The sequence below is a fragment of the Polaromonas sp. P4_F6 genome (assembly GCF_056401275.1).
The window spans coordinates 1,071,779-1,095,998 of the sequence record NZ_JBFUJQ010000001.1 but is presented as its reverse complement, the minus strand read 5'-3'; the positions used below and the strand labels follow the sequence as shown (position 1 = coordinate 1,095,998).

The window sequence follows — 24,220 nt, the reverse complement described above, 5'->3', positions numbered from 1 at the left end:
ACCAGGCGTATCCCGCCGCACCCGCCATCAGCAAGGGCAGGATGACACCGGCAATGAGGATTTTGCGGCTTCCTCTCACATGCGGGCCCACGGCACAGCGACTGGCGGCGGCTTAATGCGCCTTGTCCCAGTTGGGCCCCACACCGATCTCAGCCAGCAGCGGCACCTTCAAATCCGCCACACCGGCCATCAGGCGCGGTATCTCGGTGCGCACCCATTCGACTTCGGCCTCGGGCACCTCGAACACCAATTCGTCATGCACCTGCATGATCATTTTGGTGGCGCGTTTCTCTTCGTCGAGCACCTGCTGCACCTTGTTCATGCTGAGCTTGATCAGGTCGGCCGCCGTGCCCTGCATGGGCGCGTTGATGGCCTGGCGTTCCGCGGCCTTTTTGCGCGGGCCGTTGCCGCCGTTGATTTCCGACAGGTAGAGGCGCCGGCCGAAGACGGTCTCCACGAAGTGGTTTTTCTGGGCGAACACCACAGTCTCATCCATGTAGTTCTTGACGCCGGGATAGCGCTGGAAGTATTTGTCGATATAAGCCGCCGCGGCCTTGGTCTCTATGCCCAGGTTGCGCGCCAGGCCGAAGCTGCTCATGCCGTAGATCAGGCCGAAGTTGATGACCTTGGCATAACGGCGCTGCTCGCTGCTGACCTGCTCCAGCGCCACGCCGAAGACCTCGGCGGCCGTGGCGCGGTGCACGTCCAGGCCGTTGGTGAAGGCGCTGAGCAGCGCTTCGTCGCCGCTGATGTGGGCCATGATGCGCAGCTCGATCTGCGAATAGTCGGCGCTCGCGATCACGCTGCCGGGTGGCGCGATGAAGGCCTCGCGCACGCGCCGGCCTTCCACGGTACGTATCGGGATGTTCTGAAGGTTGGGGTCGTTGCTCGACAGCCGCCCCGTGACGGCGACGGCTTGCGCATAGTGGGTGTGCACGCGGCCGGTGCGCGGCAAAGCCAGCTGCGCGAGCTTGTCGGTGTAAGTGCCCTTGAGCTTGCTCAGCGAGCGGTGCTCCAGCAGCTTGGCGGGCAGCGGGTAGTCCTCGGCGAGTTTTTCGAGCACCTCCTCGTCAGTGCTGCGTGCGCCGCTGGGAGTCTTCTTGATGACCGGCATGCCGAGCTTGTCGAAGAAGATTTCGCCGAGCTGCTTGGGGCTGCCCAGGTTAAAGGGCTGGCCGGCGATCTCGTAGGCCTCGGTTTCGAGCTGGATGATGCGCTGGCCCAGTTCGTGGCTTTGCGCGGCCAGGGTGGGGGCATCGATCATCACGCCGTTGCGCTCTATGCGATACAGCGTTTCGCTGCTCTGCATTTCCAGTTCGTAGATGAAACGCAGCTTCTCGTTAGCCTGCAGCTGCGGCCACAGCACGCGGTGCACGTCCAGGGTCTGGTCGGAGTCTTCGCACGAATATTCAGCGGCCTTGGCGATATCGACCTGGTTGAACTTGATCTGGTGCGCGCCCTTGCCGCACAGGTCTTCGTAATTGATGCCACTGCGGCCCACGTGGCGCTCGGCCAGGCTGGCCAGGCCGTGCGGCTTGTGCACTTCCAGCACATAGCTTTGCAGCATGGTGTCGTGCGCATAGCCCTGCACCTCGATGCCGTGATTGGCGAACACATGGCGGTCGTATTTGACATGCTGGCCCAGCTTGGGCCTGGCCGGGTTTTCCAGCCAGGGTTTGAGGCGGGCCAGCACCTCGTCGCGCGGCAGCTGCGCGGGCGCGTCGGGGTAGTCGTGCGTGAGCGGGATGTAGGCCGCCTCGCCGGGCGTGACGCTAAAACTCAGGCCGACGATTTCCGCCAGCATTTCATCGAGCGAGGTGGTTTCGGTGTCCAGCGCGACGAGTTCGGCCGCCTCAATTTTGACCAGCCAGCGGTCGAAGGCCTCCCAGGTGAGCACCGTGTCGTAATTGAGGTTGCTGGTGCGCTGGGCCGGCGGTGTGTCGGTCAGGGGCGCTTCGTCAAACAGGCCCGGCGAATCCGAGCGGCCGCCCGAACCACCCGCCGGCGCGGGTTTGTGCCGGCCTTCGGGCCCGGCGGGCAATTCAGCGGGCATGCTTTCGATCTCGATCTGCTTGACCAGGCCCTTGAAGCCGTATTTTTCGTAGAAGGCTTTCAAGGCTTCGGTCTGCTGCCCGCCCATGGCAATCGCATCCAGGGCCGGCAGGCCGGCGATGTAGTCGTCAAGCTCGCAGTCTTTCTTGATGGTCAGCAGTGCCCGGCCCTTGGGCAGCCAGTCCAGCGACTGGCGCAGGTTTTCGCCGACCACGCCCTTGATCTCGCCGGCGCGCGCCACCAATGCGTCCAGCGAGCCGTATTCGAGCAGCCACTTGACAGCAGTCTTCGGGCCGACCTTGGGCACGCCCGGCACGTTATCGACCGCATCGCCGACCAGGGCCTGGTAATCGATCATCAGCCGCGGCGGCACGCCGAACTCGGCCTCGACCCCGGCCACGTCCCGGCGCCTGTCGTTCATGGTGTCGATGACGGTGATGTTTTCGTCGACCAGTTGGCTCAAGTCCTTGTCGCCGCTGGAAATAATCACCTCAATGCCCTGGCTGGACGCCAGGCAGGCCAGTGTACCTATCACGTCGTCGGCCTCCACGCCGGGAACGTCCAGCACCTTCCAGCCCAGCAGCCGCACCACCTCGTGGATGGGCTCGACCTGGCTGCGCAGGTCGTCGGGCATGGGCGAGCGCTGGGCTTTGTAGTCGGGGTAGAGCGCGTCGCGAAAGGTCGGCCCCTTGGCGTCGAACACGCAGGCGGCGAAGTCGGCGCGCACATCCTTGCGCAGCTTCTGCATCATGTTGACCATGCCGCGTATGGCGCCCGTGGCCGGGCTGGCCGGATCGCCCGGATTGGCGCGCAGGTCGGGCATGGCATGGAAGGCGCGATACAGGTAGCTGGAGCCGTCCACCAGCAGCAGCGTTTTTTTGTCGGTACTCATGGGGCCTGATTGTCGGGGATATCGGCCCGGCCCCGCCGGGCACGCCACAAGCACCCCGGACCGGCCCCGGCAAGCGGTTTTTGCCTACATGGGCAGCCTCTTTATTACGACAGGGCGGGGCTTTGTCGCCCAGCCGCCGCAGGCCTACAATGCAGGCATGAACCACGCTTTCCGCCTCCTTATCGCTGCAGCCGCAGCGCTGCCGCTGGCCGCGGCCATGGCCCAGGCACCCGCGCAAAACGCCGCGCCGCCCGCCAAGGCAGAGGCGGCGCCGGCCCCCTCGGGACGCCCCGACCAAGCCATCAAGCGCATACGCACCGAAGATGCCGGCACCCGCATCGACGAGCTTCGCGTAGGCGGCGAAACCCAGCAGATCACCGTGCAACCCAAGACCGGCGGCGCGGCCTATGAAGTCAAGCCCGCCGAAGGCGCACGCGGCGGCGCACCGGGGTCGACCAGCAACGACACCAACGGCAGCCGCGTGTGGAACGTGCTGAAGTTCTGATTTCCACCCTCTCCAGACACACAACTCCAAGAATTTCAGGGTTCAGTTTCAGGCATGGCCGTATACACCGAAGTCTCGTTTGACGAGGCTGCAGCGTTCTTGAACGCCCTGAATCTGGGGCAGCTGCAGAACATCAAGGGTGCCGCGGGCGGCATCGAAAACACCAACTACTTTGTGGACACCGACCAGGGCCAGTATGTGCTGACCCTGTTCGAGCGCCTGAGCTTCGAGCAGTTGCCCTTCTACCTGCACCTGATGCAGCACCTGGCGGCGCACGGCATCCCCGTGCCCGACCCGGCGGGCGACACCAAAGGCAACATCCTCCACGAGCTCAAGGGCAAGCCCGCCTCGGTGGTCAGCAAGCTGCGCGGCCACAGCGAACTGGCGCCCACGGCAGCGCACTGCGCCGGCGTGGGCGAGGCGCTGGCGCGCATGCACCTGGCCGGCCTGGACTACCCGCGCCGCCAGCCCAACCTGCGCGGCCTGGAATGGTGGAACGAGACGGTGCCCGTGGTGCTGCCCCACCTGACACCCGAACAAAGCAGCCTGATCCTGGGCGAGCTGGCCTACCAGAACCATGTGGCGGCTTCTTCGGCCTGCCGCAGCCTGCCCAGCGGCGTCGTGCATGCCGACCTGTTCCGCGACAACGTGATGTTCGAGGACGGCAAGCTCACCGGCTTTTTCGACTTTTATTTCGCCGGCTGCGACACCTTTTTGTTCGACATCGCGGTCTGCCTCAACGACTGGTGTATAGACCTGGCCACCGGCGCCAAAGACGATGAACGTTCCGCGGCCTTTCTGGCGGCCTACCAGGCGGTGCGCCCGCTGACCGCGCAGGAACGCCAGCTGCTGCCGGCCATGCAGCGCGCCGGCGCCCTGCGTTTCTGGCTGTCCCGGCTGTGGGATTTGCATTTGCCGCGCGAAGCCGCCGTGCTCAAGGCGCACGACCCCAGCCACTTCGAGCGAGTGCTGCGCGAGCGGCTGGCGCGGCCTTACCTTCTTTAAGTCCCGCGGGCGCGGCGGGCAGCGCCCGCCGGTTTGAGGCACACTGCCCCTGCAATCCCCGCCCGGTTCCTTCCTGGCAACCCTTCCCGAAGTCCTGAAGACCATGAAACTCAACATCGTTCCCGCGAGCACCGGCATCACCTGGGTCAAGCTGGGCGTCAAAACCTTTTTGCAGCAGCCGCTGGCCATGTCGGGCCTGTTCTTCCTCTATATGGCGGTGGGAACGCTGCTGTCGCTGTTGCCGGTGCTGGGGCTGATCCTCGCCTTCATGATCGTGCCGGCCGCCACGCTGGGCCTGATGGCCGCCACGCAGGAAGCCCTCAAGGGCAAATTTCCCATGCCCACGGTGCTGGTCAGCGCTTTCCGCGCGGGCCGCCAGCGCATGCGCGCCATGCTGGTGCTGGGCGCGCTGTATGCCGCGGCCTGCCTGCTGATCGTGATGGTGGTGCCCTTCCTGGTGGACGCGCCGCCCGTGCCGGCCGCCGCGCCCGCAACAGCCGAGGCCGGCCGAGAAGCCATGCTGGCGCCGCAGTTCCAGCTGACCATGCTGGTCACCATGCTGCTTTACCTGCCGGTCTCGCTGCTGTTCTGGCATGCGCCGGCGCTGGTCCACTGGCACGGCATTTCACCGGTCAAAAGCCTGTTTTTCAGCTTTGTCGCCTGCATACGCAACGCGGGCGCCTTCCTGATGTACGGCCTGGGCTGGTTCGCCGTGTTCCTGGGCATGGGCATTGTGCTGAGCATCATCACCGGCCTGACGGGCAGCGCCACCCTGATGGCCGCGGCCATGATGCCGCTGGCGCTGCTCATGGCAGCCATGTTTTCCACCTCGATTTACTTCACGTTTCGTGATAGCTTCGTGGCCACGCCACCCGACGATTCGACGGGGAGCGCTGAGGACGCCCATAACATTGACGACAAATCCTGACGACCCCACCGTTATCCCACCGGAGATTCTTCATGACCCAGCACCAGTTGCAAGGCCGTAGCGAAAAAGAGATTTTGTGGTTTCAAAGACGTGACACGCTCAAGGCCGCCGCGGCCTGGGTCGCCATGGGCGGCCTGCCCGCCGCCATGGCCCAGCAGCGCAGCAATATCGTCGAACTCCGGGGCGACGCCCTGCTCAACGGCAGCCGGCTGCAAAACGGCCAGACCATCATGACCGGCGACCAGGTACAGACCGGGCCGGGCTCCAACCTGATGTTTGTCATCGGCAATTCGGCCTTCCAGGTGCGCGAGAACTCGATGATGACGGTGGAGCGCGGCAGCTCGCTCAACAGCGTGAGCCTGCTGCGCATGATCACCGGCGCCGTGGTCAGCGTCTGGGGCAAGGGCAGCAGCCGCTCCATCGTCATGCCCACCCTGACGGCCGGCATACGCGGCACCGGCGTGTATGCCGAGGTGTTCGCCAACCAGGACAATCGCAGCTATTTCTGCAACTGCTACGGCACGGTCGACATGGAGTCGAACGGCGAAAAAGTACTCTCGCAGTCCAACTACCACCAGTCCTTCTGGGGAGAGGTGGCACCCAGGGACGGCCGCCGGCTGACGCCCGCCAATGCCATCAACCACAGCGACGAGGAACTGGAGTTCCTGGCCGGCCTGGTCGACCAGCGGACCGCCTGGCAGATCGCCGGCAAAAAAGGCGTGAAGGACGGCCGCGGTTATATGGACCCGCAGCCGGGCCAGATGCACCCGGCGCAGATGCCGGTCATGCCGCCGACGCGATAAGCGCTAGACGCTAGACAACAGTCAGCTTGGCGACGCTCAGTGCCAGCCATTTCACGCCGTGGCGCGTGAAATTGATCTGCGCGCGCGCATCGTCGCCGCTGCCTTCGAGCATCATCACCTTGCCTTCGCCGAACTTGGCGTGGAACACTTCCATGCCGGTCCTGAGCCCGTGCGAGGGCGTGCTCTTTTGCGGCGGCACCGGCGGATTGGCGAAACGCTCGGAAGCGCCGGCCTTGGACGAGAACACATTGCTGGCCCAGTCCTTGCGCCCGCCGCCCGCCTGGCCGCTGCCACCCCAGGCGCCTGAACCGCCCATGCCCGAGGCAAAACCCTGGTTTTTGGGCGTGATCCATTTGAGCGCGGACTCCGGCAGCTCGTCAAAAAAGCGGCTCTTGAGGTTGTAGCGCGTCTGGCCGTGCAGCATGCGGGTCTGTGAATGGCTGAGGTACAGCCGCTTGCGCGCGCGCGTGATGGCGACATACATCAGGCGGCGTTCTTCCTCCAGCCCGTCGCGGTCGCTCATGGAGTTTTCGTGCGGGAAGATGCCGTCTTCCAGGCCGGTGATGAAGACGCAGTCGAACTCCAGCCCCTTGGAGGAATGCACCGTCATGAGCTGCACCGCGTCCTGGCCGGCCTGCGCCTGGTTGTCGCCGGATTCCAGCGCTGCATGCGTCAAGAAGGCGGCCAGCGGCGACAGCGTCTCGCCGGTTTCGGTGTCGGGCGCCAGAGCCTCGGGCAAGGGCTCGTTGAGCTGGGGCGCGGACGCATCCAGCCCCTGGCTGGCCGGCGACTGCGTGAGCCGCGCGCCCAGTTCATCGACCGGCAACGCCACCGCATCGCGGCCAAAGCCCTCCTGGCTCACGAAGGACTCGGCGGCATTGACCAGTTCGGCCAGATTCTCCAGCCGGTCCTGGCCTTCTTTTTCGGTTTTGTAGTGTTCTTCGAGGCCGCTGTGCTGCAGCACCAGCTCGATGATCTCGCGCAGGCTCAGGCCCGTGGTCTGCTCGCGCAACACGTCGATCTTCGCGGCGAAAGCGCCCAGGTTGGCGCCGGCCTTGCCCGGCACGGCGCTCACGCCGTCATAGAGCGAGCAGCCCGCGGCGCGCGCGGTGTCCTGCAGCTGCTCTATGCTGCGCGCGCCTATGCCGCGCGGCGGGAAATTGACGACGCGCATAAAGCTGGTGTCGTCACGCGGGTTCTCCAGCAGGCGCAGGTAAGCGAGCGCATGCTTGATTTCGGCACGCTCGAAAAAGCGCAGCCCACCGTAGACGCGGTAGGGCACGCCGGCATTAAAAAGCGCGGTCTCCATCACCCGGCTCTGCGCATTGCTGCGGTAAAGCAGCGCGATCTCCTTGCGTTCCACGCCGTCGCGCACGAGCTGCTTGACCTCGTCGACAAACCACTGCGCCTCGGCGAAATCGCTGGCCGATTCATACACGCGCACCGGCTCGCCGGGGCCGGCCTCGGTGCGCAGGTTTTTACCCAGGCGCTTGCTGTTGTGGCTGATCAGCTCGTTGGCCGAGTCGAGGATATTGCCGAAGCTGCGGTAGTTGCGCTCCAGCTTGATCTGGTGCTGCACCTCGAACTCGCGCACGAAGTCGGCCATATTGCCCACGCGCGCGCCGCGAAAGGCGTAAATGCTCTGGTCGTCGTCGCCGACCGCGATCACCGAGCCGCCGGGCATGGCCTGGCCGCCCTGGGCGGCATCTCCCTGCCCCGCCAGCATCTTGATCCAGGCGTACTGCAGCTTGTTGGTGTCCTGGAACTCGTCGATCAGGATGTGGCGAAAGCGACGCTGGTAGTGCTCGCGCACCGCCGCGTTGCCCTGCAGCAGCTCGTAGCTGCGCAGCATGAGCTCGCCGAAATCAACCACGCCTTCGCGCTGGCACTGCTCTTCATAAAGCGCGTAGATCTCGACCTTTTTGCGGCCCTCTTCGTCGCGCACCTGCACGTCCTTGGCGCGCAGGCCGTCTTCCTTGTTGCCGGCGATGAACCACATCAATTCCTTGGGCGGGAAACGCTCGTCGTCGATGTTGAACTGCTTGCACAGGCGCTTGATGGCCGAGAGCTGATCCTGCGTGTCCAAAATCTGGAAGCTCTGCGGCAGGTTGGCCAGCTTGTAGTGGGCGCGCAAAAAGCGGTTGCACAGGCCGTGGAAGGTGCCTATCCACATGCCGCGCACATTGACCGGCAGCATGGCCGACAGGCGCGCCAGCATTTCCTTGGCGGCCTTGTTGGTGAAGGTCACGGCCAGGATGCCGCCCGGCGAGACCTGGCCGGTCTGCAGCAGCCAGGCGATGCGCGTCGTCAAAACCCGGGTCTTGCCGGAGCCCGCCCCCGCGAGAATCAGGGCATGCGTGGGGGGCAAGGTGACCGCGGCCAGCTGCTCCGGGTTAAGATTTTGTAAGAGTGGGGAGGTTGGCGCGACTTCTGAGAACATCCCTCATTGTAGAAAGCCTCGATGAAACCATTTGTTCCCCGTACTTCGGCCCTGCCCTTCACAGCGTTAATCGCCCTCCTGGCGGCACTGGCGGCCGGGCAGGCGCGGGCCCAGTCCTTTTGCGCCAGCGACGGCCAGCCCCGGCCCGCGCAGCTCCTGGAGCGTTTCATCAACGCCAATTGCGAGAGCTGCTGGGCCGACCCCGCCACGCCCAAGGCCAACGCCGGCCAGCTCGCGCTGGACTGGGTGCTGCCCGGCGACAAGGGCGACGACGCGCCGCTGTCGGCCGTGGCCGCCCGCGAGGCGCTGGACCGGCTGGCGGCACTGCGCCAGAGCCCGCCCGCGCAAGCCCTGGCCAGCACCCTGCCGGTTCGCGGGCTGCAGGGCGCCACCCTGCGCGTGGCCCACGGCCTGCCGCTCAGCGGCTACCTGGGCACCTCGATTGAGCTCAAACCCATCCCCGCGGCCGCCAAAGGCCGGCAGTGGACGGCCTGGCTGGCCCTGGTCGAAACCCTGCCTGCGGGCACCGAAGGCTCGGCGGTGGAGCGCAACCTGGTCAGGAATGTGATCCAGGTCCCCTGGGACGGCCGCAAGCCGCCGGCCAAGGGCGCACCGAACCGCTTCTTCGACGCGCGCTCCATGAGCATCGCGCAAGGCGCGAACCCCGAACGCATGCGGGTGCTGGGCTGGGTGGAGGACGACAAGGGCCGGGTGCTGGCCGCGGCGCAATCCCGCTGCGCGCCCTGAAAATATTTCACGCCGTTTAACCCCTTTTCGGCGCACGCCCCGTTTCAGGGTGCATCGCCAACAACAAGGGGATTTCAATGCCACAAGGCTACACCGCACGCAGCATCATCCGTTTCCTCCAGGCCGCAGCCGCGGCCTGCTTCAGCCTCCAGGCGCTGGCCCTCAGCCCGGTCGCGCAGCCTCCCCAGGGCATCAAATTCATGCCGCCACCCGACTGGCGGCCGCCGGCCATCGCCGTCAACCACAACACGGGCCAGCCCATACAGCTGCGCGCGGCTTCGGTGGAGGTCGACGTCTTCGGCGACCAGGCCCGCACCCGTGTCGAGCTGCGCCTCTTTAACCCCAACCCCCGCGTGCTCGAAGGCGAGCTGCAGTTCCCGCTGCAGGAAGGCCAGGTGGTGACCGGCTTCGCGCTGGACGTCAACGGCCGGCTGCGCGACGCGGTGCCCGTGCCCAAGGCCAAGGGCCAGGAAATCTTTGAAGACATACGCCGCCGGCGCGTGGACCCGGGGCTGCTGGAAGCCGCGGCCGGCAACCAGTACAAGCTGCGCGTCTACCCGATCCCGGCCATGGGGGAGCGGCGCGTGGTGCTCAGCATCACCGAAACCCTGGCGCGCCAGCGCGATGCCGGCGTGCTCAGGGTGCCGCTGGCCTTCGCCTCCACCGTAGGCCAGCTGCAAGTCAGTGTTCGCGCCCACGGCGCGGCCCGCCAGGATGTGCAGCTGCTGCAGGCGCCCGCCGGCGCCGAGTTGAACACCGGCACCACCGGCATGGAACTGAGCCTGCAAAAAAACCAGTGGCAGGCGCCGCAAGGCCCGGCCGGCTGGCTACAGCTTGCGCTGCGCCGCACCGGCAAGCCGCAAGTCATGGTGGGCGAGACCGCCGGCAAGACTTTTTTTGCCGGGCAGCTTGACCTGCGTGACGAACTGGTGAGGCGGCCCGCGCCTTCACACATCGCGCTGGTGTGGGACGCCTCGGCTTCGGCCGCCGCGCAGGCCCGGGTGCTGCCGGTGCTGGAGGCCTATTTCCGCAAGCTTGGGCAACCCGTGAGGCTCAGCCTGCTGGTGGTGCGCAACAAGGCCGAAGCCGTGCGCAGCTTCACCGTGGCGCCGGGCCGCTTTGAGGAACTGGCCGATGCGCTGCGCGCGGAGCCTTTTGACGGTTCCAGCAACTTCGACGAGCTGCCGATTCCCGCCGACGTGGATACCACCTTGATGGTGACCGACGGCCTGATGACGGATGGCAAAAAAACCATTCGCTACACCCACACGGCACCGGTGATGGTGATCAACGGCGCGGCTTCCGCCGACATGGCGCGGCTGGCCCGGCTGGCCGACCGCACCGGCGGCGCACTGGTGGATGCCGCCCTGCAATCGCCCGACGAAGGCGCGCAGGCCATGCTGATGCAGGGCTGGCGCATCACGAAGCTGGACAGCCTGTCGGCACGGCAGCTGGTGGCGCCGACAACGCGCATCAGCCAGGGCCGCATCTCGGTGGCCGGCGAGCTGCTGGACAGCAGCGCCCGCGTCGACATCACACTCGCGCACCCGGACGGGCGCCGGCGCACGCTGGCTTTGCAAGTCAATGCCAAGCCGGTCAGCGGCCACTGGCCCGGCCAGCAATGGGCCCAGTGGCGCAGCGCCGAGCTGGCCGAAAACCCGGGCCTCAACAGCGGCGAACTCCAGCGCATCGCGGCGGCGCACGGCATCGTGGGGCCCAACAGCTCGCTGATCGTGCTGGAGCTGGCCTCCGACTATGCGCGTTACAGCCTTCCGGCCCCGCCCGAGCTCGCCGATGAAGTCGCGCGGCTGGGCCAGCAACAACTCGCGCAGGCGGCGCAGACACGGCAGGCGCACATCGAGGCCATGGTGCGGCAGTTTGATGAGAAGCAGCGCTGGTGGGACAAGGACTTTCCCAAGGACACGCCCAAACGCGCCGAGCCCAAGGCCGAGATGCAGGTCAGCCAGGGCGCTGTGGGTAGCCTGGCCGGTGCGGCACGTTCACGCGAACAGGCCAGGGCCGTACCGATGCCGGCGCCCGCCGCGCCCGCAGCGGCAGCACCCGCTGCACCGGCCCGATCGGCCGCGCCCGCCATGGCCGCCGAAGCGCGCGCCGACAGCGCCGACCAGCGCAGCGCCAAACAGGCCACAACAGCGCCCGCCGCCACCATCGCGCTGCAGGCCTGGACACCCGATGCACCCTATATGAAGCGCTTGCAGAATGCCGGCAAGGACGACCTCTACCGCGTCTACCTCGACGAACGCGCCGCTTACCTCAGCAGCAGTTCCTTCTACATGGATGCGGCCGGTGTGTTTTTTGAGCGCGGCCTGCCCGAGCTGGGGCTGCGCGTGCTCTCCAACCTCGCCGAGATGAACCTGGAAAACCGCCAGCTGCTGCGCCTTTACGCCTACCGTCTGGTGCAGGCGCGTCGCAACGACCTGGCCGTGCCGGTGTTCGAGCGCATCAGCGAGCTGGCGCCCAACGAGCCGCAGTCCTGGCGCGACCTGGGCCTGGCGCTGGCCGAGAGCGGCCAGCCGCAGCGCGCCGTCAATGCCTTGTGGGAAGTGGTGTCGCAGCCCTGGAACGGCCGCTTCGCCGGCATCAACATGATCGCGCTGGCCGAACTCAACGCGATCGCCGCGCAGGCCTCTACGAGCATCACCGGCGGCCAGCCCGCGCTGGACCTGGGCCGGGTGGACACTCGCCTGCGCCGCAACCTGCCGCTGGCCTTGCGTGTGGTGATGGCCTGGGATACCGACGACACCGACATCGACATGTGGGTCAGCGACCCGAACGGCGAGAGGGCCAGCTACGCCAACCGCCTGAGCTACCAGGGCGGCGCCATGAGCCCGGACGCCACGGGCGGCTACGGCCCCGAGGAGTTTTCGCTCAAGACGGCCAAACCCGGCAAGTACGGTGTGGAAGCCCAGTTTTTCGGCCATCGCCAGCAGGTGCTGTCGGCCGGCACCACGGTGATGGTGCGTGTGACCACCGGCTTCGGCACGCCGCAGGCGCGCGACGAGTGGACCACCTTGCGGCTCACGCGCGGCCAGGAGACGGTGCGTGTGGCCGAGATCGAGCTGCGCTGAGCCCTCCCAAAAAGCAAGATGCCACTGTGCATATAAAGGCTATAACGCCATGCGGGGTGCTCTCTGCATGAGAGGCGCATAGAATCAATCACCGGGCCCAAGCAATTGCGCCCGGTTTTTTGTTTCAGCCTTGCACCCATTGCAAGCGCCTGCCAGCAAGCCGGTCCAGTCCAAGCGCCTTCTGTTTCTTCAACAGTTTTTAAGGAGCTTGGGAATCATGGAAATCTTCGACTACGACAACATCCTGCTGCTGCCGCGCAAATGCCGCGTGGAAAGCCGTTCGGAATGCGACGCCAGCGCGACGCTGGGCGGGCGCAGCTTCCGCATCCCGGTGGTGCCGGCCAATATGAAAACGGTGGTCAACGAGGAGATCTGCGCCTGGATGGCGAAGAACGGCTACTTCTACGTGATGCACCGCTTCGACCTGGACAACGTCCAGTTCGTGAAAGACATGAAGGCCCGCGGCGCCTACGCCTCCATCTCGCTGGGCGTGAAAAAACCCGACTACGACACGGTGGACCGCCTGGCCGCCGAGGGCCTGGTGCCCGAGTACATCACCATCGACATCGCGCACGGCCATGCGGACACCGTGCAGAAGATGATCGCCTACCTCAAGCAGAAGCTGCCGGCCTCCTTTGTGATCGCCGGCAATGTGGGCACGCCCGAAGCCGTCATCGACCTCGAAAACTGGGGCGCCGACGCGACCAAGGTCGGCATAGGCCCGGGCAAGGTCTGCATCACCAAGATGAAGACCGGCTTCGGTACCGGCGGCTGGCAGCTGTCGGCGCTCAAGTGGTGCGCGCGCGTGGCGACCAAGCCCATCATTGCCGACGGCGGCATACGCGAGCACGGCGACATCGCCAAGTCGGTGCGCTTTGGCGCGACCATGGTGATGATTGGCTCCATGCTGGCGGGCCTGGAAGAAAGCCCGGGCAAGACCGTCGAGGTCGACGGCAAGCTCTTCAAGGAGTACTACGGCAGCGCCTCGGACTTCAACAAGGGCGAGTACAAGCACGTCGAGGGCAAGCGCATCCTCGAGCCGGTCAAGGGCACGCTGGCCGACACGCTGCGCGAGATGGAGGAAGACATCCAGAGCTCCATCAGCTATGCCGGCGGCACCCGGCTGCTGGACATCCGCAAGGTCAACTACGTCACGCTGGGCGGCGACAACGCAGGTGAACACCTGCTGATGTAAGGGCCTGCTTACGCAGGCTTGCCGGCAAGCCCCAACAAATCCAGCGCCAGGCCGTGCAGGCGGTGGTCCGTCTCCACCAGCGCGTCCAGCGCGCTGAAGTGGTTGCGGCGCAAATGCGATTCGCACACCGGCACGATGCGTTCACCCCAGGCCTGCTGGATCAGCAGGTTCTGGCGCAGGAACTCGGCGCTTTCGTCAGCCCCCGCCACGCTGTAGAGCGTGCCGCGGCGCGGCGCCGGCAGCAGCGCCGGGCTGGCCTTGGCGACCTGCTCGGGCGTGAGCTTGAGCGAGTCTTTCACGAAGGGCGCGTGGCGCATGGGCTCCAGGTCGTAAAGGCCTGAAATCGACAGCGCATTTTTCACCAGGTCCGCCGGCAGGTCGCCGGCATAGGCCTTCCAGTCGCACAGCAGCAGCATGGCCGCCAGGTGGCCGCCAGCCGAGTGCCCGGCCACCGTGATGCGGCTGGGGTCGCCGCCGTAGCGGGCGATATGGCGCCAGGTCCAGGCCAGGGCCTTGACCATCTGCATGGTGATGTCGGGAATTGTCACCGCGGGGCATAGGGCGTAGTTGGGCACCACGACACAGGCGCCGGCCTCGGTGAAGGGCGGCACGATGAAGGAGTGGTCGGACTTGTCCAGGGCCCGCCAGTAGCCGCCGTGGATGAACACCAGCACCGGCGCGCCCTTGCCCGCCTTGACGCCTTGCGTGCCGAAGCCGCCCGCGGGAAATACATCCAGCATTTCACCCGCATGGTTGCCGTAGGGCACGTCCACCTGGCAGGGCAGGCGCTTGCGCACGGCCTGCGAGTCGGCGGCCCAGCGCGCGAAGTAGGCCGGGTGCTCGGGCACCAGCGCGCGGTTGTTGTACATGCGGTCCAGCCAGGCGGGATCGAAGGGGTTCATTGTTGTTCTCCTGAAAAATGGCAAAGCGGTCAGTGGCCGCCATCTTGGCACAGCCCGGCCAGCCCATCGTCGCACCCGGGTAAACCCTGCCACATCAGTTTCCATGTCAATGTATTCTGTATACAGAGTACAAATATGACTTCCCGACTGATCAAAATCGAATCCACCCCCGACCTGGTCGACCAGGTCTACCGCAACCTGCTGGACGCCATCAGCGAGGGCTCGCTGGCGCCGGGCGCGCGCATCACGCAGGAAGAGATTGCCGCGCAGCTCGCGGTCTCGCGCCAGCCGGTGCTGCAGGCCCTGCGCCTGCTGAAAAAAGACGGCTTTGTGCTGGACGCACCCGGCCGCGGCGTGCTGGTCGCGCCGCTGGACGTGGCTTGGCTGGTGCAGATTTACCAGGTGCGCAGCGCACTCGATGCGCTGGCCGCCCGCCTGGCCGCGCAGGCGCATGCCCGGCTGGACCCGCAGCTGGTCAGCCAGGGCCGCGAAGCCGCGCGCGGCAGCGACGTCAAGGCCATGATGGCGGCCGATGCGCGCTTTCATGCGGCGATTTATGAAGCCTCGGGCAACCCGCTGATCGCCCAGAGCGCGCAGCTGCACTGGCACCACATACGCCGCGCCATGGGCGCGGTGCTGCAGCTGTCGACCATGCGCGAATCGATCTGGGACGAACACCAGGCCATCGCCCAAGCCATTGCCGCCGGCGACGCGGGAAAGGCCGAGGCCCTGATACGCGAGCATGGCGAGGAAGCCGGCCACAACCTGGCCAGGCTGCTGTCCAGCGCCCTGGCCCAGCCCGCCGCGTCCACCGCCCCCTGAAGCACCCGGACAACTACCGAAGGAGACATGCGATGAGACTGAGCCCCGAACAACTTGCCCAATTCGACCGCGACGGCTACCTGTTTTTCCCCGGCCTGTTCACGCCGCAAGAAATCCAGGTGCTCAATGACGCCGTGCCCGAGCTCTACAGCCGGCACGAGAACTACAACATCCGCGAAAAAGGCAAGGACGCGGTGCGCACCAACTTCGCGGCGCATATGTACAGCGAGCCTTTTGCCAGGCTTGCGCGGCACCCGCGCATGGTGGAGCCGGTGGAGGACCTGCTGGGCGAGCAGCTCTATATGCACCAGTTCAAGATCAACGGCAAGATGGCCTTTGAAGGCGACGTCTGGCAGTGGCACCAGGACTACGGCACCTGGCTGAACGACGACATGATGCCGACCGAGCGCGCGATGAACGTGGCCATCTTCCTGGACGAGGTGACCGAGCACAACGGCCCGCTGATGTTCATCCCGGGCAGCCACAAGAAGGGCGTGGTCGATGCGAAGCACGACCTCACCACCACCAGCTACCCGCTGTGGACGGTGGACAACGAGCTGATACGCCAGCTGGTGCAGCGCGCCGGCGGCAAGCAGGGCGGCATCGTGAGCCCCAAGGGCCCGGCCGGCTCCATGATTTTGTTCCACTCCTGCCTGGTGCATGCCTCGGGCAGCAACCTCTCGCCCTTTAACCGGGTCAGCGTCTACCTGAGCCTGTGCGCCGTCAGCAACCACATACGCCGCCACAAGCGCCCCGAGTACATCGCCCACCGCGACTTCGCTCCCATCAGCTGCCTGCCCGACGACTGCCTGCTCAAGGACTACCCGGTGGACCTGCCCTGGAAGGACGGCGTGCCGGCCACGGCGCTGCAAACCTCGATGGAAGAAATCGCGCCCGAGCGCAAGGCGGCCTGAGCCCATGAATCTCTACAGCAAACTCCAGCACCGCGCGGCTGAGGGCAAACCGGTGCGCATAGGCCTGATAGGCGCGGGCAAGTTCGGCTCCATGTACCTCGCGCAAATCCCGCGCACGCCGGGCGTGCACCTGGTGGCGATCGCCGATTTGTCGCCCGACGCGGCGCGCGCCAACCTCGCCCGCGTGGGCTGGAAACCCGAGACGGCCCAGGCCGCCTCGGCGCAGGCGGCGATCAAGGCCGGCACGACGTGGATCACTGAGGACTGGCAGGCGGTGGTCACGCACCCGCAGATCGACATCATCGTGGAATGCACCGGCAACCCGATTGCCGCGGTGGAGCATTGCCTGCAGGCTTTTGCGCACGGCAAGCATGTGGTCAACGTCACGGTGGAAGCCGACGCTTTTTGCGGCCCGCTGCTGGCGCGCAAGGCGGCGCAGGCCGGCGTGGTGTATTCGCTGGCTTTCGGCGACCAGCCGGCATTGATTTGCGACCTGGTGGACTGGGCCCGCACCTGCGGCTTCCCGGTGGTGGCGGCGGGCCGCGGCCACAAATGGCTGCCGCATTTTTGCGAATCCACGCCCGAGACGGTATGGGGCAATTACGGCCTCACGCCCGAACAGGCCGCGCGCGGCGGACTGAACCCGAAGATGTTCAACAGCTTTCTGGACGGCTCCAAGCCTTCCATAGAATCCACCGCCGTGGCCAATGCCACGGGCCTCACCGTGCCCAGCAACGGCCTGCTCTACCCGCCGGCCAGCGTGGAAGACATTCCTTACGTCACACGACCTATTCAAGAGGGCGGCGTGCTCGAACGCAAGGGCATGGTGGAGGTGATCTCTTCGCTGGAGGCCAACGGCCGCAAGATTCCCTATGACATCCGCATGGGCGTCTGGGTCACGGTGGAGGCCGAGACCGACTACATCAAGAACTGCTTTGAGGAATACAACGCGCACACCGACCCCAGCGGGCGCTATTTCACGCTGTACAAACGCTGGCACCTGATAGGCCTGGAGGTCGGCGTCTCGGTCGCCAGTGTGGCGCTGCGCGGCGAGCCGACCGGCGTGGCGACCTGCTGGAACGCCGATGTGGTGGCCACGGCCAAGCGCGACCTGCAGCCCGGCGACATGCTGGACGGCGAAGGCGGCTACACCGTCTGGGGCAAGCTGCTGCCGGCCGACACCTCGATGAAGATGGGCGGCCTGCCCTTGGGCCTGGCGCACCAGGTCAAGGTGGTGCGCGCGGTCAAAAAGGGCCAGAGCCTCAGCTGGGGCGACGTGGCCATGGACACCTCCACGCCCGCGTTCAAAGTGCGGCAGGAAATGGAAGCCATGTTCGCGCCGGCCCTGAAAAAAGCCGCATAAAAATACATCTGGAAACGCTGCCTAGAAAGCTCGCTGACAGCCTTCTCGCGCGGCCGGCCTCATGATGGCTGAAAGCCATTGTGAGGACACGAATGACCACCGCCAGCGACACGCCCCTTCCCCGCATTGCCTTCCTGGGCACGGGCATCATGGGGCTTCCCATGGCCGGGCGGCTTTGCGCGGCCGGCTGCGCGCCGCAGGTGTGGAACCGCACGCCGGCCAAGGCCGGGCCGCTTGCCGCGCTCGGTGCCTCGGTCCATACCCGCGCCGCCGCCGCGGTGGCGAACGCCGACATCGTCATCAGCATGCTGGAAAGTGGCCCGGTGGTCGAAGAGGTGCTGTTCGCGCAGGGCGTGGCTGCCGCGATGAAACCGGGGGCCCTGTTTCTCGACATGGCATCCATCCAGCCGCGCGAAGCGCGCGACCATGCGGCGCGCCTGGGTGCGCTGGGCATTTCGCATCTCGATGCGCCCGTGTCGGGCGGCCCCGGCGGCGCGGAGAGCGGCACGCTGGCCATCATGGCCGGCGGCAAGGCCGAAGATTTCGCCAGGGCCTTGCCGGTGCTCCAACACTTCGGCCGCGCGACCCACGTGGGCCCGCACGGCAGCGGCCAGCTCACCAAGCTGGCCAACCAGATGATTGTGGGCATCACGATAGGCGCGGTGGCCGAGGCGCTGCTGTTCACCTCGCGCGGGGGGGCCGACATGGCCAAGGTCAAAGAAGCCATTACCGGCGGCTTTGCCGGCAGCCGCGTGCTGCAAGTGCACGGCCAGCGCATGCTGGAGCGCGACTTCGCGCCGCGCGCGCGCATGGACATCCAGCTCAAGGACATGCGCAACGCGCTGGCGACCGCACAGGAGATCGGTTTTGAAGCGCCGATCACGGCGCTGTTCGAGCGGCTTTATGCCGAAGGCGTGGAGAACGGCCTGACCGAGCTGGACCAATCGGCGCTGTTTGTCGAGCTGGCCAGCCGCAACGGCATGAGCTGACGGCGCCCCTGCGCGGGCCTGACCCGGGTCCAGGCATCAAAAAAAGGCCGCTGCGGACAATGCCCGCAGCGGCCWTTTTATTGGCGTAGCCGTCGCGAAGAATCAGTCGCGCACGGGCTTGGAGAACTTGCCGCCCTTCTTGGCCGCGTCACGGGGCACAAAGACCTTGCCGGCCGGCTTGGCAAAACCAGGCTTGCGGTTGGCGAAGTCGGGGCGCGGTGCGAAGCCTTCGTTGCGTGCGCCAAAATTGCGGTCGTCACGCTGGGCGAAGCCGGCGTTGTGGCCGCCGCCGAAGCCGCCGCGGTCGTCCTGGCGGCGCGGGCCGCGGTCGTTGAAACCGGAGCGGTCGGCATAGCCGTTGCCCTGCGGTGCGGGAGGACGGCCCTGGAAGGAGCCGCGGTCGTCGCGCTCGAAACGGTTGTTGCCGAAGCCGGCAAAGCCGCCATTGCTGAAGCCACCGGCCGGCTTGCGGCCGGCAAAGCCGCCGCGATCACCACCGCCGCCGCCGAAGCCGCGGCCGCCGCGGTCACCGCCGAAATTGCCGCGCGGGCGATCGGAGGTGGGGGCGAAACGCTGCTGCGGCTCCAGGCCGGCGATCACGCTGGGCTTGAGGTTCTGCTGCATGTAGTGCTCGATGTCCTGGATCTTGCGGCGATCGCGGAACTCGGCGATGGTGACGGCCTTGCCTTCGCGGCCGGCACGGCCGGTGCGGCCGATACGGTGCACATAGTCTTCGGCCTTCATGGGCAGGCCGTAGTTGATCACGTGGGTGATGGTGGGCACGTCCAGGCCGCGGGCGGCCACGTCGGTCGCCACCAGCACCTGCACGCGGCCGTCGCGGAAAGCCATCAGGCGGCGGTTGCGCAGGCCCTGGCTCAGCGCGCCGTGCAGCGCCACGGCGCTGAAGCCTTCCTGGACCAGGTCGTTGGCCAGGCCGTCGCACTCAACCTGGGTGCTCGCAAACACGATGGCCTGGTTGATGGTGGTGTCGCGCAGCAGGTGGTCCAGCAGCTTGCGCTTGTGGGTCATGTTGTCGGCCCACAGCAGCGATTGCGTGATGGAGGTGTGCTTTTCGTGCGGCGAGTCGATCTCGACGCGCTGCGGCGTGCGCATGACGCGGGTGGCCAGCTGCATGATGCGGGGCGCGAAGGTGGCGCTGAACATCATGGTCTGCTTGCGTTCTATCGTGAGCTGGTTGACTTCGGTCAGGTCGTCGGCAAAGCCGAGGTCCAGCATGCGGTCGGCCTCGTCGACGACGAGGAACTGCACCTGGTCCAGCTTGATCTGCATGCTGCGCTGCAGGTCAAGCAGGCGGCCGGGCGTGGCGACCACGAGGTTGGCGTTCTGCAGCTTGGCGATTTGCAGCTGGTAAGGGATGCCGCCAACGACGTTGGCGATGCGCAGGCCGCGGCAATGGCGCACCAGATCGATCGCGTCGGCGCAGACCTGCTGGGCCAGCTCGCGCGTGGGGCACAGGATCAGCGCGCCGGGCGTGGCGGCCTTGAAGTTGCGGGGGCTGGTCGGGTCCTTGCGCTTGGGCTTTTTCAGGGGCGCTTCGCCGCGCGCGACAGCTTCAGCGCTCAGGCGTTCGAACTCGGCGCGCTCAAAACGCTCGGCTTCTTCCTGCTGCTTGAGCAGGGTGTGCAGCACGGGCAGCAGGAAAGCGGCGGTCTTGCCGCTGCCGGTCTGGCTGGAAACCAGCAGGTCGGTGAACTTGGCGGCCTTGGGATCGGCATCCAGGGCCTGCATGGCCTTGGGGATGGTCGCCATCTGCACGGCGGTGGGCTTGGTGAAACCCATGTCGGCGACAGCCTGCAGCAGTTCCTTGGCCAGGCCAAGCGCTACAAAACCGTTGGGTTCGGCCACGACTGCGTCGAGCGAAGTGGAGGCCTCAGGCGCATCGGAAAAATCCGCAGCGGCGTTGAAAGCGGTGTCGTTGTTGTCGTTGGCAATGGCTTCAGGCAAAAAGTCGCCACGAGCCTCAAAAGAGTCAGTCATGTTTTTTCTCACTAATCACCTGTTCGCAGCGCTTTTGGCGAGGGAACAGGAAACTTCACCTCCCGCGATGCGGAAGGATTCGTTCATGGTTAATAAAACATCAACCATCAAACGAATATGCAGCCCGGGCGGCAAACTTGACGCTGTGCCCGAAGCGGTGACTCCGTTGTTGGAGTCCAAAAGTGTGAGGTAGATGTACAAATGCAGCGCACCCTGTGCAACTGCAAGCCCACGATTATAGCGTGCTTTACGGGTTTCTACCAGTCCCCCGCTGGATTAAAGGCTGTCGGGCCTTGCAGCCGCTCTCATTTCAGGAGCAGCTTTTACTTACCCAGCCTGACGAAATCGCCAAAGAATCACTTCAGGAAATGTTCCCGGTAGTGCTCCAGCTCGTCGATGGACTCGTGCACATCGGCCAGCGCCGTATGGCTCTGGCGCTTTTTGAAGGCGCTGTAGACCTCGGGCCGCCAGCGCTTGGCCAGCTCCTTGAAGGTGCTGACGTCGACGTTGCGGTAGTGCAAAAAGGCTTCCAGCCTGGGCATGTACTTGACCAGAAAGCGCCTGTCCTGGCTGATGGTGTTGCCGCACAGGGGCGAGCTGCCCTTGGGCACATACTGGGCCAGGAAGGCCAGTATCTGCGCCTCGGCGTCGGCCTCGTCCACCGTACTGGCCTTGACCTTGTCGATCAGGCCGCTGCGCCCATGGGTGCCCTTGTTCCAGGCATCCATCTGGTCCAGCAATTCGTCGCTCTGGTGGATCGCCAGGACCGGGCCTTCGATGCGCGGCGTGAGCTGGGGGCCGGTCACGATCACGGCGATTTCAATCAGGCGCTCTTTTTCCGGGTCCAGCCCGGTCATTTCGCAGTCCAGCCAGACGAGGTTCTGGTCTGATTTTTTGAGTGTGGTTTCAATTTCGGGCATGCCGAGATTCTCGCTGATCGCCTAAACTGCCCGCTATGACCGACTATTCGCTTGTTTTCACCGGGGTATTCTCGGCTTTGCTGGTGCTGGGCCTGCTCACGAAGTTCTACCTGGCTTCACGGCAGATCCGCCACGTGGCGCGCCACCGCGATGCCGTGCCCGCGGCCTTTGCCGGCACCATCTCGCTCGAAGCCCACCAGAAAGCGGCCGACTACACCATCACCAAGGCGCGCTTCGGCCTGCTGGAGACGGCCTTCGCCTCCGCCGTACTGCTGGGCTGGACCTTGCTGGGCGGGATAGACACGCTGAACCAGGCGCTGGCCGGCTCCGGCCTGGCCGCCTGGGGCGCGCTGGCGCCGCAGCTGGCCCTGCTGGCTGCCTTCGGCCTCGTCAGCGGCCTGCTGGACCTGCCCTTTACCCTCTACAGCACCTTCCGCATCGAGGAACGTTTCGGCTTCAACAAGATGAGCTTCAAGCTCTGGCTGGCCGACCTCGTGAAATCCACGCTGGTGGGCCTGGTCATAGGCTTGCCTATCGTGGCGCTGATCCTGTGGCTGATGGGCAGCGCGGGGCGCCTCTGGTGGCTTTGGGCCTGGGGTGCCTGGATGGGTTTTAACCTGCTGGTGCTGGTGCTCTACCCCACCGTGATCGCGCCGCTGTTCAACAAGTTCAAGCCGCTGGAAGACGAAGCACTGAAGGCGCGCGTGACGGCCCTGATGCAGCGCTGCGGCTTCGCGGCCAAGGGCCTGTTCGTGATGGACGGCAGCAAACGTTCGGCCCATGCCAATGCCTACTTCACGGGTTTCGGCGCGGCCAAGCGCGTGGTGTTTTACGACACCCTGCTCAAGCAGCTGAGCCCCGGCGAGGTCGACGCCGTGCTTGCGCATGAGCTGGGCCATTTCAAGCACAAACACATCATCAAGCGCATCGTCTCGATGTTCGCCATGAGCCTGGTCGGCTTCGCGCTGCTCGGCTGGCTGTCGTCGCAGGTGTGGTTCTACACGGGCCTGGGCGTGCGGCCGAATTTCAATGGCGCCAACGACGCGCTGGCCCTGTTGCTGTTCCTGCTGGTGGTGCCGCTTTTCAGTTTTTTCATCTCGCCGGTGTTCGCCCAGTTCTCGCGCAAGCACGAGTTCGAGGCCGACGCCTATGCCGTGGCCCAGACCGACGGCAGGGATTTGCAGAGCGCGCTGCTCAAGCTCTACAAGGACAACGCCAGCACGCTGACACCCGACCCGGTGTTCGTGAAGTTCTATTACTCGCACCCTCCCGCCTCCGAGCGGCTGGGCCGCATGACCCCTTCCCTTGAAAGTGCCGCGACATGAGCAACCCCATCCACCAGAACCGGCGAGCCCTGAGCGCCACCGAAATCGTCACGCAGCTGAGCAAACTTAACGGCGAGCAAGCCCTGGGCTGGCGCCTGATCGACGGCTCGCTGGAAAAAACCTACAGCTTCAAGAATTACTACGAGACCATTGCCTTCGTGAACGCGCTGGCCTTTATCGCCAACGCCGAGGACCACCATCCCGACCTCGCGGTGAGCTACGGCAAGTGCACGGTGCGCTTCAACACCCACGATGTGGACGGCATCTCCGTCAGCGACTTCTTCTGCGCGTCCAAGGCAGACGCCCTGCTCGCTTGAGCAAACCCCGGCGCCCCGCCGCGGCCCCCATCGCGGGCACGCAGCCGGGGCTGGTGGTGGCCGGTTTCGGCCGCCATGTGCTGGTGGAAACCGAAACCGGCGAACGCCTGATCTGTCACCCGCGCGGCAAAAAAAGCCAGGCCGTGGTCGGCGACCGCATCCGCTGGCTGGCTTCGGAGGACGAGGGCACCATCGAAAAAATCGAGGAACGCCGCAACCTGTTTTACCGGCAGGACGAGATGCGCACCAAGTCCTTCGCGGCCAACCTGGACCAGGTGTTGATCCTGATCGCGGCCGAGCCGGAGTTTTCGGAAAGCCAGCTGACCCGCGCGCTGATCGCCGCCGAAGCCGAAGGCATCACCCCCGTCATCGCGCTGAACAAAAGCGACCTGGGCGAGCCTTTTACGCGCGCCTGGGCGAAGCTGGCGCCCTACCGCACCATGGGCTACCGCATGCTTTCGCTGGCGATCAAGCCCAAGGTCGAAGCATCGAGGCCGGCGAATACCCAGGCCACGGAATTGCATGAACTGGTCGAGCTGCTGCGCGGCAAAAAAACCCTGGTGCTGGGCCCCTCGGGCGCCGGCAAAAGCAGCCTGACCAACCTGCTGGTGCCCGATGCGCGTGTGCTGACGGCGGAGATCTCGCAGGCGCTGAATTCGGGCAAGCACACCACCACCAGCACCACGCTGTACTGGGTGGACACCGGGGACGGCAACACGCGCGCCACGGCGCTAATCGATTCGCCGGGCTTCCAGGAATTCGGCCTGCACCACATAGAGCCCATGCGCCTGGCCGGCTACATGCCGGACCTCAGGCTCCATGCGCAGGACTGCAAGTTTTATAACTGCACCCACCTGCATGAGCCGGGCTGCGGCGTGATTGCCGAGGTGAATGCAAGCGACCACCCCAGCAGCATCAGCGCCAACCGGTACCGGCTGTACAGCGAACTGTTCGCGGAGCTTTCGCAGAGCCGTTACTGAGAATCTGAGAAGGGGACGCAGGCGCTCGCTGGTG

The 24,220-nt window shown here is 65.7% G+C and carries 20 protein-coding genes; 14 read left to right on the top strand and 6 right to left on the bottom strand.

Annotation, left to right across the window (positions count from 1 at the left end):
• Nucleotides 1-112: 112 nt before the first annotated feature.
• Complete coding sequence (polA, locus tag AC1DUN_RS05240) at nucleotides 113-2,944, bottom strand: DNA polymerase I (protein WP_477713013.1); 2,832 nt, start codon at nucleotides 2,942-2,944, stop codon at nucleotides 113-115.
• A 157-nt stretch (nucleotides 2,945-3,101) separates the two neighbouring features.
• On the opposite strand from polA, the gene AC1DUN_RS05235 reads away from it, so the two are divergent.
• From AC1DUN_RS05235 to AC1DUN_RS05220, 4 genes are all read left to right on the top strand, one after another.
• Nucleotides 3,102-3,449, top strand: coding sequence for a hypothetical protein (locus AC1DUN_RS05235; RefSeq protein WP_477713012.1), 348 nt, complete (start codon nucleotides 3,102-3,104; stop codon nucleotides 3,447-3,449).
• A 54-nt stretch (nucleotides 3,450-3,503) separates the two neighbouring features.
• A complete protein-coding gene (locus AC1DUN_RS05230; RefSeq protein WP_477713011.1) occupies nucleotides 3,504-4,454 on the top strand; it encodes a homoserine kinase in 951 nt (316 codons plus the stop codon).
• 103 nt (nucleotides 4,455-4,557) lie between these two features.
• Nucleotides 4,558-5,382: a BPSS1780 family membrane protein gene (locus AC1DUN_RS05225; protein ID WP_477660687.1), complete on the top strand. Its 825-nt coding sequence runs from the start codon at nucleotides 4,558-4,560 to the stop codon at nucleotides 5,380-5,382.
• Between the two features lie 32 nt (nucleotides 5,383-5,414).
• Nucleotides 5,415-6,185, top strand: coding sequence for a FecR family protein (locus tag AC1DUN_RS05220; RefSeq protein ID WP_477713010.1), 771 nt, complete (start codon nucleotides 5,415-5,417; stop codon nucleotides 6,183-6,185).
• Between the two features lie 10 nt (nucleotides 6,186-6,195).
• Here the strand turns inward: AC1DUN_RS05220 and AC1DUN_RS05215 are convergent, their stop codons facing one another.
• Nucleotides 6,196-8,625, bottom strand: coding sequence for a UvrD-helicase domain-containing protein (locus tag AC1DUN_RS05215; RefSeq protein ID WP_477713009.1), 2,430 nt, complete (start codon nucleotides 8,623-8,625; stop codon nucleotides 6,196-6,198).
• A gap of 21 nt (nucleotides 8,626-8,646) precedes the next feature.
• Here AC1DUN_RS05215 and AC1DUN_RS05210 point away from each other — a divergent pair, with 21 nt between their 5' ends.
• The 3 genes from AC1DUN_RS05210 (at nucleotide 8,647) to AC1DUN_RS05200 (ending at nucleotide 13,656) form a co-directional block, all read left to right on the top strand.
• Nucleotides 8,647-9,372: a hypothetical protein gene (locus AC1DUN_RS05210; RefSeq protein ID WP_477713008.1), complete on the top strand. Its 726-nt coding sequence runs from the start codon at nucleotides 8,647-8,649 to the stop codon at nucleotides 9,370-9,372.
• A 77-nt stretch (nucleotides 9,373-9,449) separates the two neighbouring features.
• Nucleotides 9,450-12,461: a VIT domain-containing protein gene (locus AC1DUN_RS05205; RefSeq protein WP_477713007.1), complete on the top strand. Its 3,012-nt coding sequence runs from the start codon at nucleotides 9,450-9,452 to the stop codon at nucleotides 12,459-12,461.
• A 217-nt stretch (nucleotides 12,462-12,678) separates the two neighbouring features.
• A complete protein-coding gene (locus tag AC1DUN_RS05200) occupies nucleotides 12,679-13,656 on the top strand; it encodes a GMP reductase (protein ID WP_074575624.1) in 978 nt (325 codons plus the stop codon).
• A gap of 8 nt (nucleotides 13,657-13,664) precedes the next feature.
• On the opposite strand, the gene AC1DUN_RS05195 is transcribed toward AC1DUN_RS05200, so the two are convergent.
• Entirely contained in the window at nucleotides 13,665-14,558 is an 894-nt protein-coding gene (locus AC1DUN_RS05195) for an alpha/beta hydrolase (protein ID WP_477713006.1), read from the bottom strand.
• A 135-nt stretch (nucleotides 14,559-14,693) separates the two neighbouring features.
• Between AC1DUN_RS05195 and AC1DUN_RS05190 the strand changes: the two genes are divergently transcribed.
• The 4 genes from AC1DUN_RS05190 (at nucleotide 14,694) to AC1DUN_RS05175 (ending at nucleotide 18,646) form a co-directional block, all read left to right on the top strand.
• Nucleotides 14,694-15,380: a GntR family transcriptional regulator gene (locus tag AC1DUN_RS05190; RefSeq protein ID WP_477713005.1), complete on the top strand. Its 687-nt coding sequence runs from the start codon at nucleotides 14,694-14,696 to the stop codon at nucleotides 15,378-15,380.
• A 32-nt stretch (nucleotides 15,381-15,412) separates the two neighbouring features.
• A complete protein-coding gene (locus AC1DUN_RS05185; protein ID WP_477713004.1) occupies nucleotides 15,413-16,294 on the top strand; it encodes a phytanoyl-CoA dioxygenase family protein in 882 nt (293 codons plus the stop codon).
• A gap of 4 nt (nucleotides 16,295-16,298) precedes the next feature.
• Entirely contained in the window at nucleotides 16,299-17,657 is a 1,359-nt protein-coding gene (locus AC1DUN_RS05180) for an NAD(P)H-dependent oxidoreductase (RefSeq protein WP_477713003.1), read from the top strand.
• 92 nt (nucleotides 17,658-17,749) lie between these two features.
• The gene (locus tag AC1DUN_RS05175; protein ID WP_477713002.1) at nucleotides 17,750-18,646 is read left to right on the top strand and encodes an NAD(P)-dependent oxidoreductase; all 897 of its coding nucleotides are present in this window, start codon (nucleotides 17,750-17,752) and stop codon (nucleotides 18,644-18,646) included.
• Nucleotides 18,647-18,748: 102 nt separating this feature from the next.
• Here AC1DUN_RS05175 and AC1DUN_RS05170 read toward each other — a convergent pair whose 3' ends face one another.
• The 3 genes from AC1DUN_RS05170 to orn all read right to left on the bottom strand — a co-directional run bounded on the left by AC1DUN_RS05170 (nucleotide 18,749) and on the right by orn (nucleotide 21,564).
• Nucleotides 18,749-20,644 carry a DEAD/DEAH box helicase gene (locus AC1DUN_RS05170; RefSeq protein WP_477713001.1) on the bottom strand — a complete coding sequence of 632 codons (1,896 nt, stop codon included), beginning with the start codon at nucleotides 20,642-20,644 and terminating at the stop codon, nucleotides 18,749-18,751.
• A gap of 15 nt (nucleotides 20,645-20,659) precedes the next feature.
• On the bottom strand, nucleotides 20,660-20,824 hold the full coding sequence (locus AC1DUN_RS05165) for a hypothetical protein (protein WP_477713000.1): 165 nt from the start codon (nucleotides 20,822-20,824) through the stop codon (nucleotides 20,660-20,662).
• Between the two features lie 176 nt (nucleotides 20,825-21,000).
• The gene (gene orn / locus AC1DUN_RS05160; protein WP_477712999.1) at nucleotides 21,001-21,564 is read right to left on the bottom strand and encodes an oligoribonuclease; all 564 of its coding nucleotides are present in this window, start codon (nucleotides 21,562-21,564) and stop codon (nucleotides 21,001-21,003) included.
• A gap of 35 nt (nucleotides 21,565-21,599) precedes the next feature.
• Between orn and AC1DUN_RS05155 the strand changes: the two genes are divergently transcribed.
• From AC1DUN_RS05155 to rsgA, 3 genes are read left to right on the top strand one after another with little or no spacing between them, the layout of a single operon-like run.
• Nucleotides 21,600-22,889, top strand: coding sequence for a M48 family metallopeptidase (locus AC1DUN_RS05155; protein ID WP_477712998.1), 1,290 nt, complete (start codon nucleotides 21,600-21,602; stop codon nucleotides 22,887-22,889).
• On the top strand, nucleotides 22,886-23,206 hold the full coding sequence (locus AC1DUN_RS05150; RefSeq protein ID WP_477660672.1) for a 4a-hydroxytetrahydrobiopterin dehydratase: 321 nt from the start codon (nucleotides 22,886-22,888) through the stop codon (nucleotides 23,204-23,206). Before AC1DUN_RS05155 ends, AC1DUN_RS05150 begins: the two co-directional genes overlap by 4 nt.
• Complete coding sequence (gene rsgA / locus AC1DUN_RS05145) at nucleotides 23,203-24,186, top strand: ribosome small subunit-dependent GTPase A (protein WP_477660671.1); 984 nt, start codon at nucleotides 23,203-23,205, stop codon at nucleotides 24,184-24,186. The genes AC1DUN_RS05150 and rsgA overlap by 4 nt, the downstream gene beginning before the upstream one ends.
• Nucleotides 24,187-24,220: the final 34 nt, after the last annotated feature.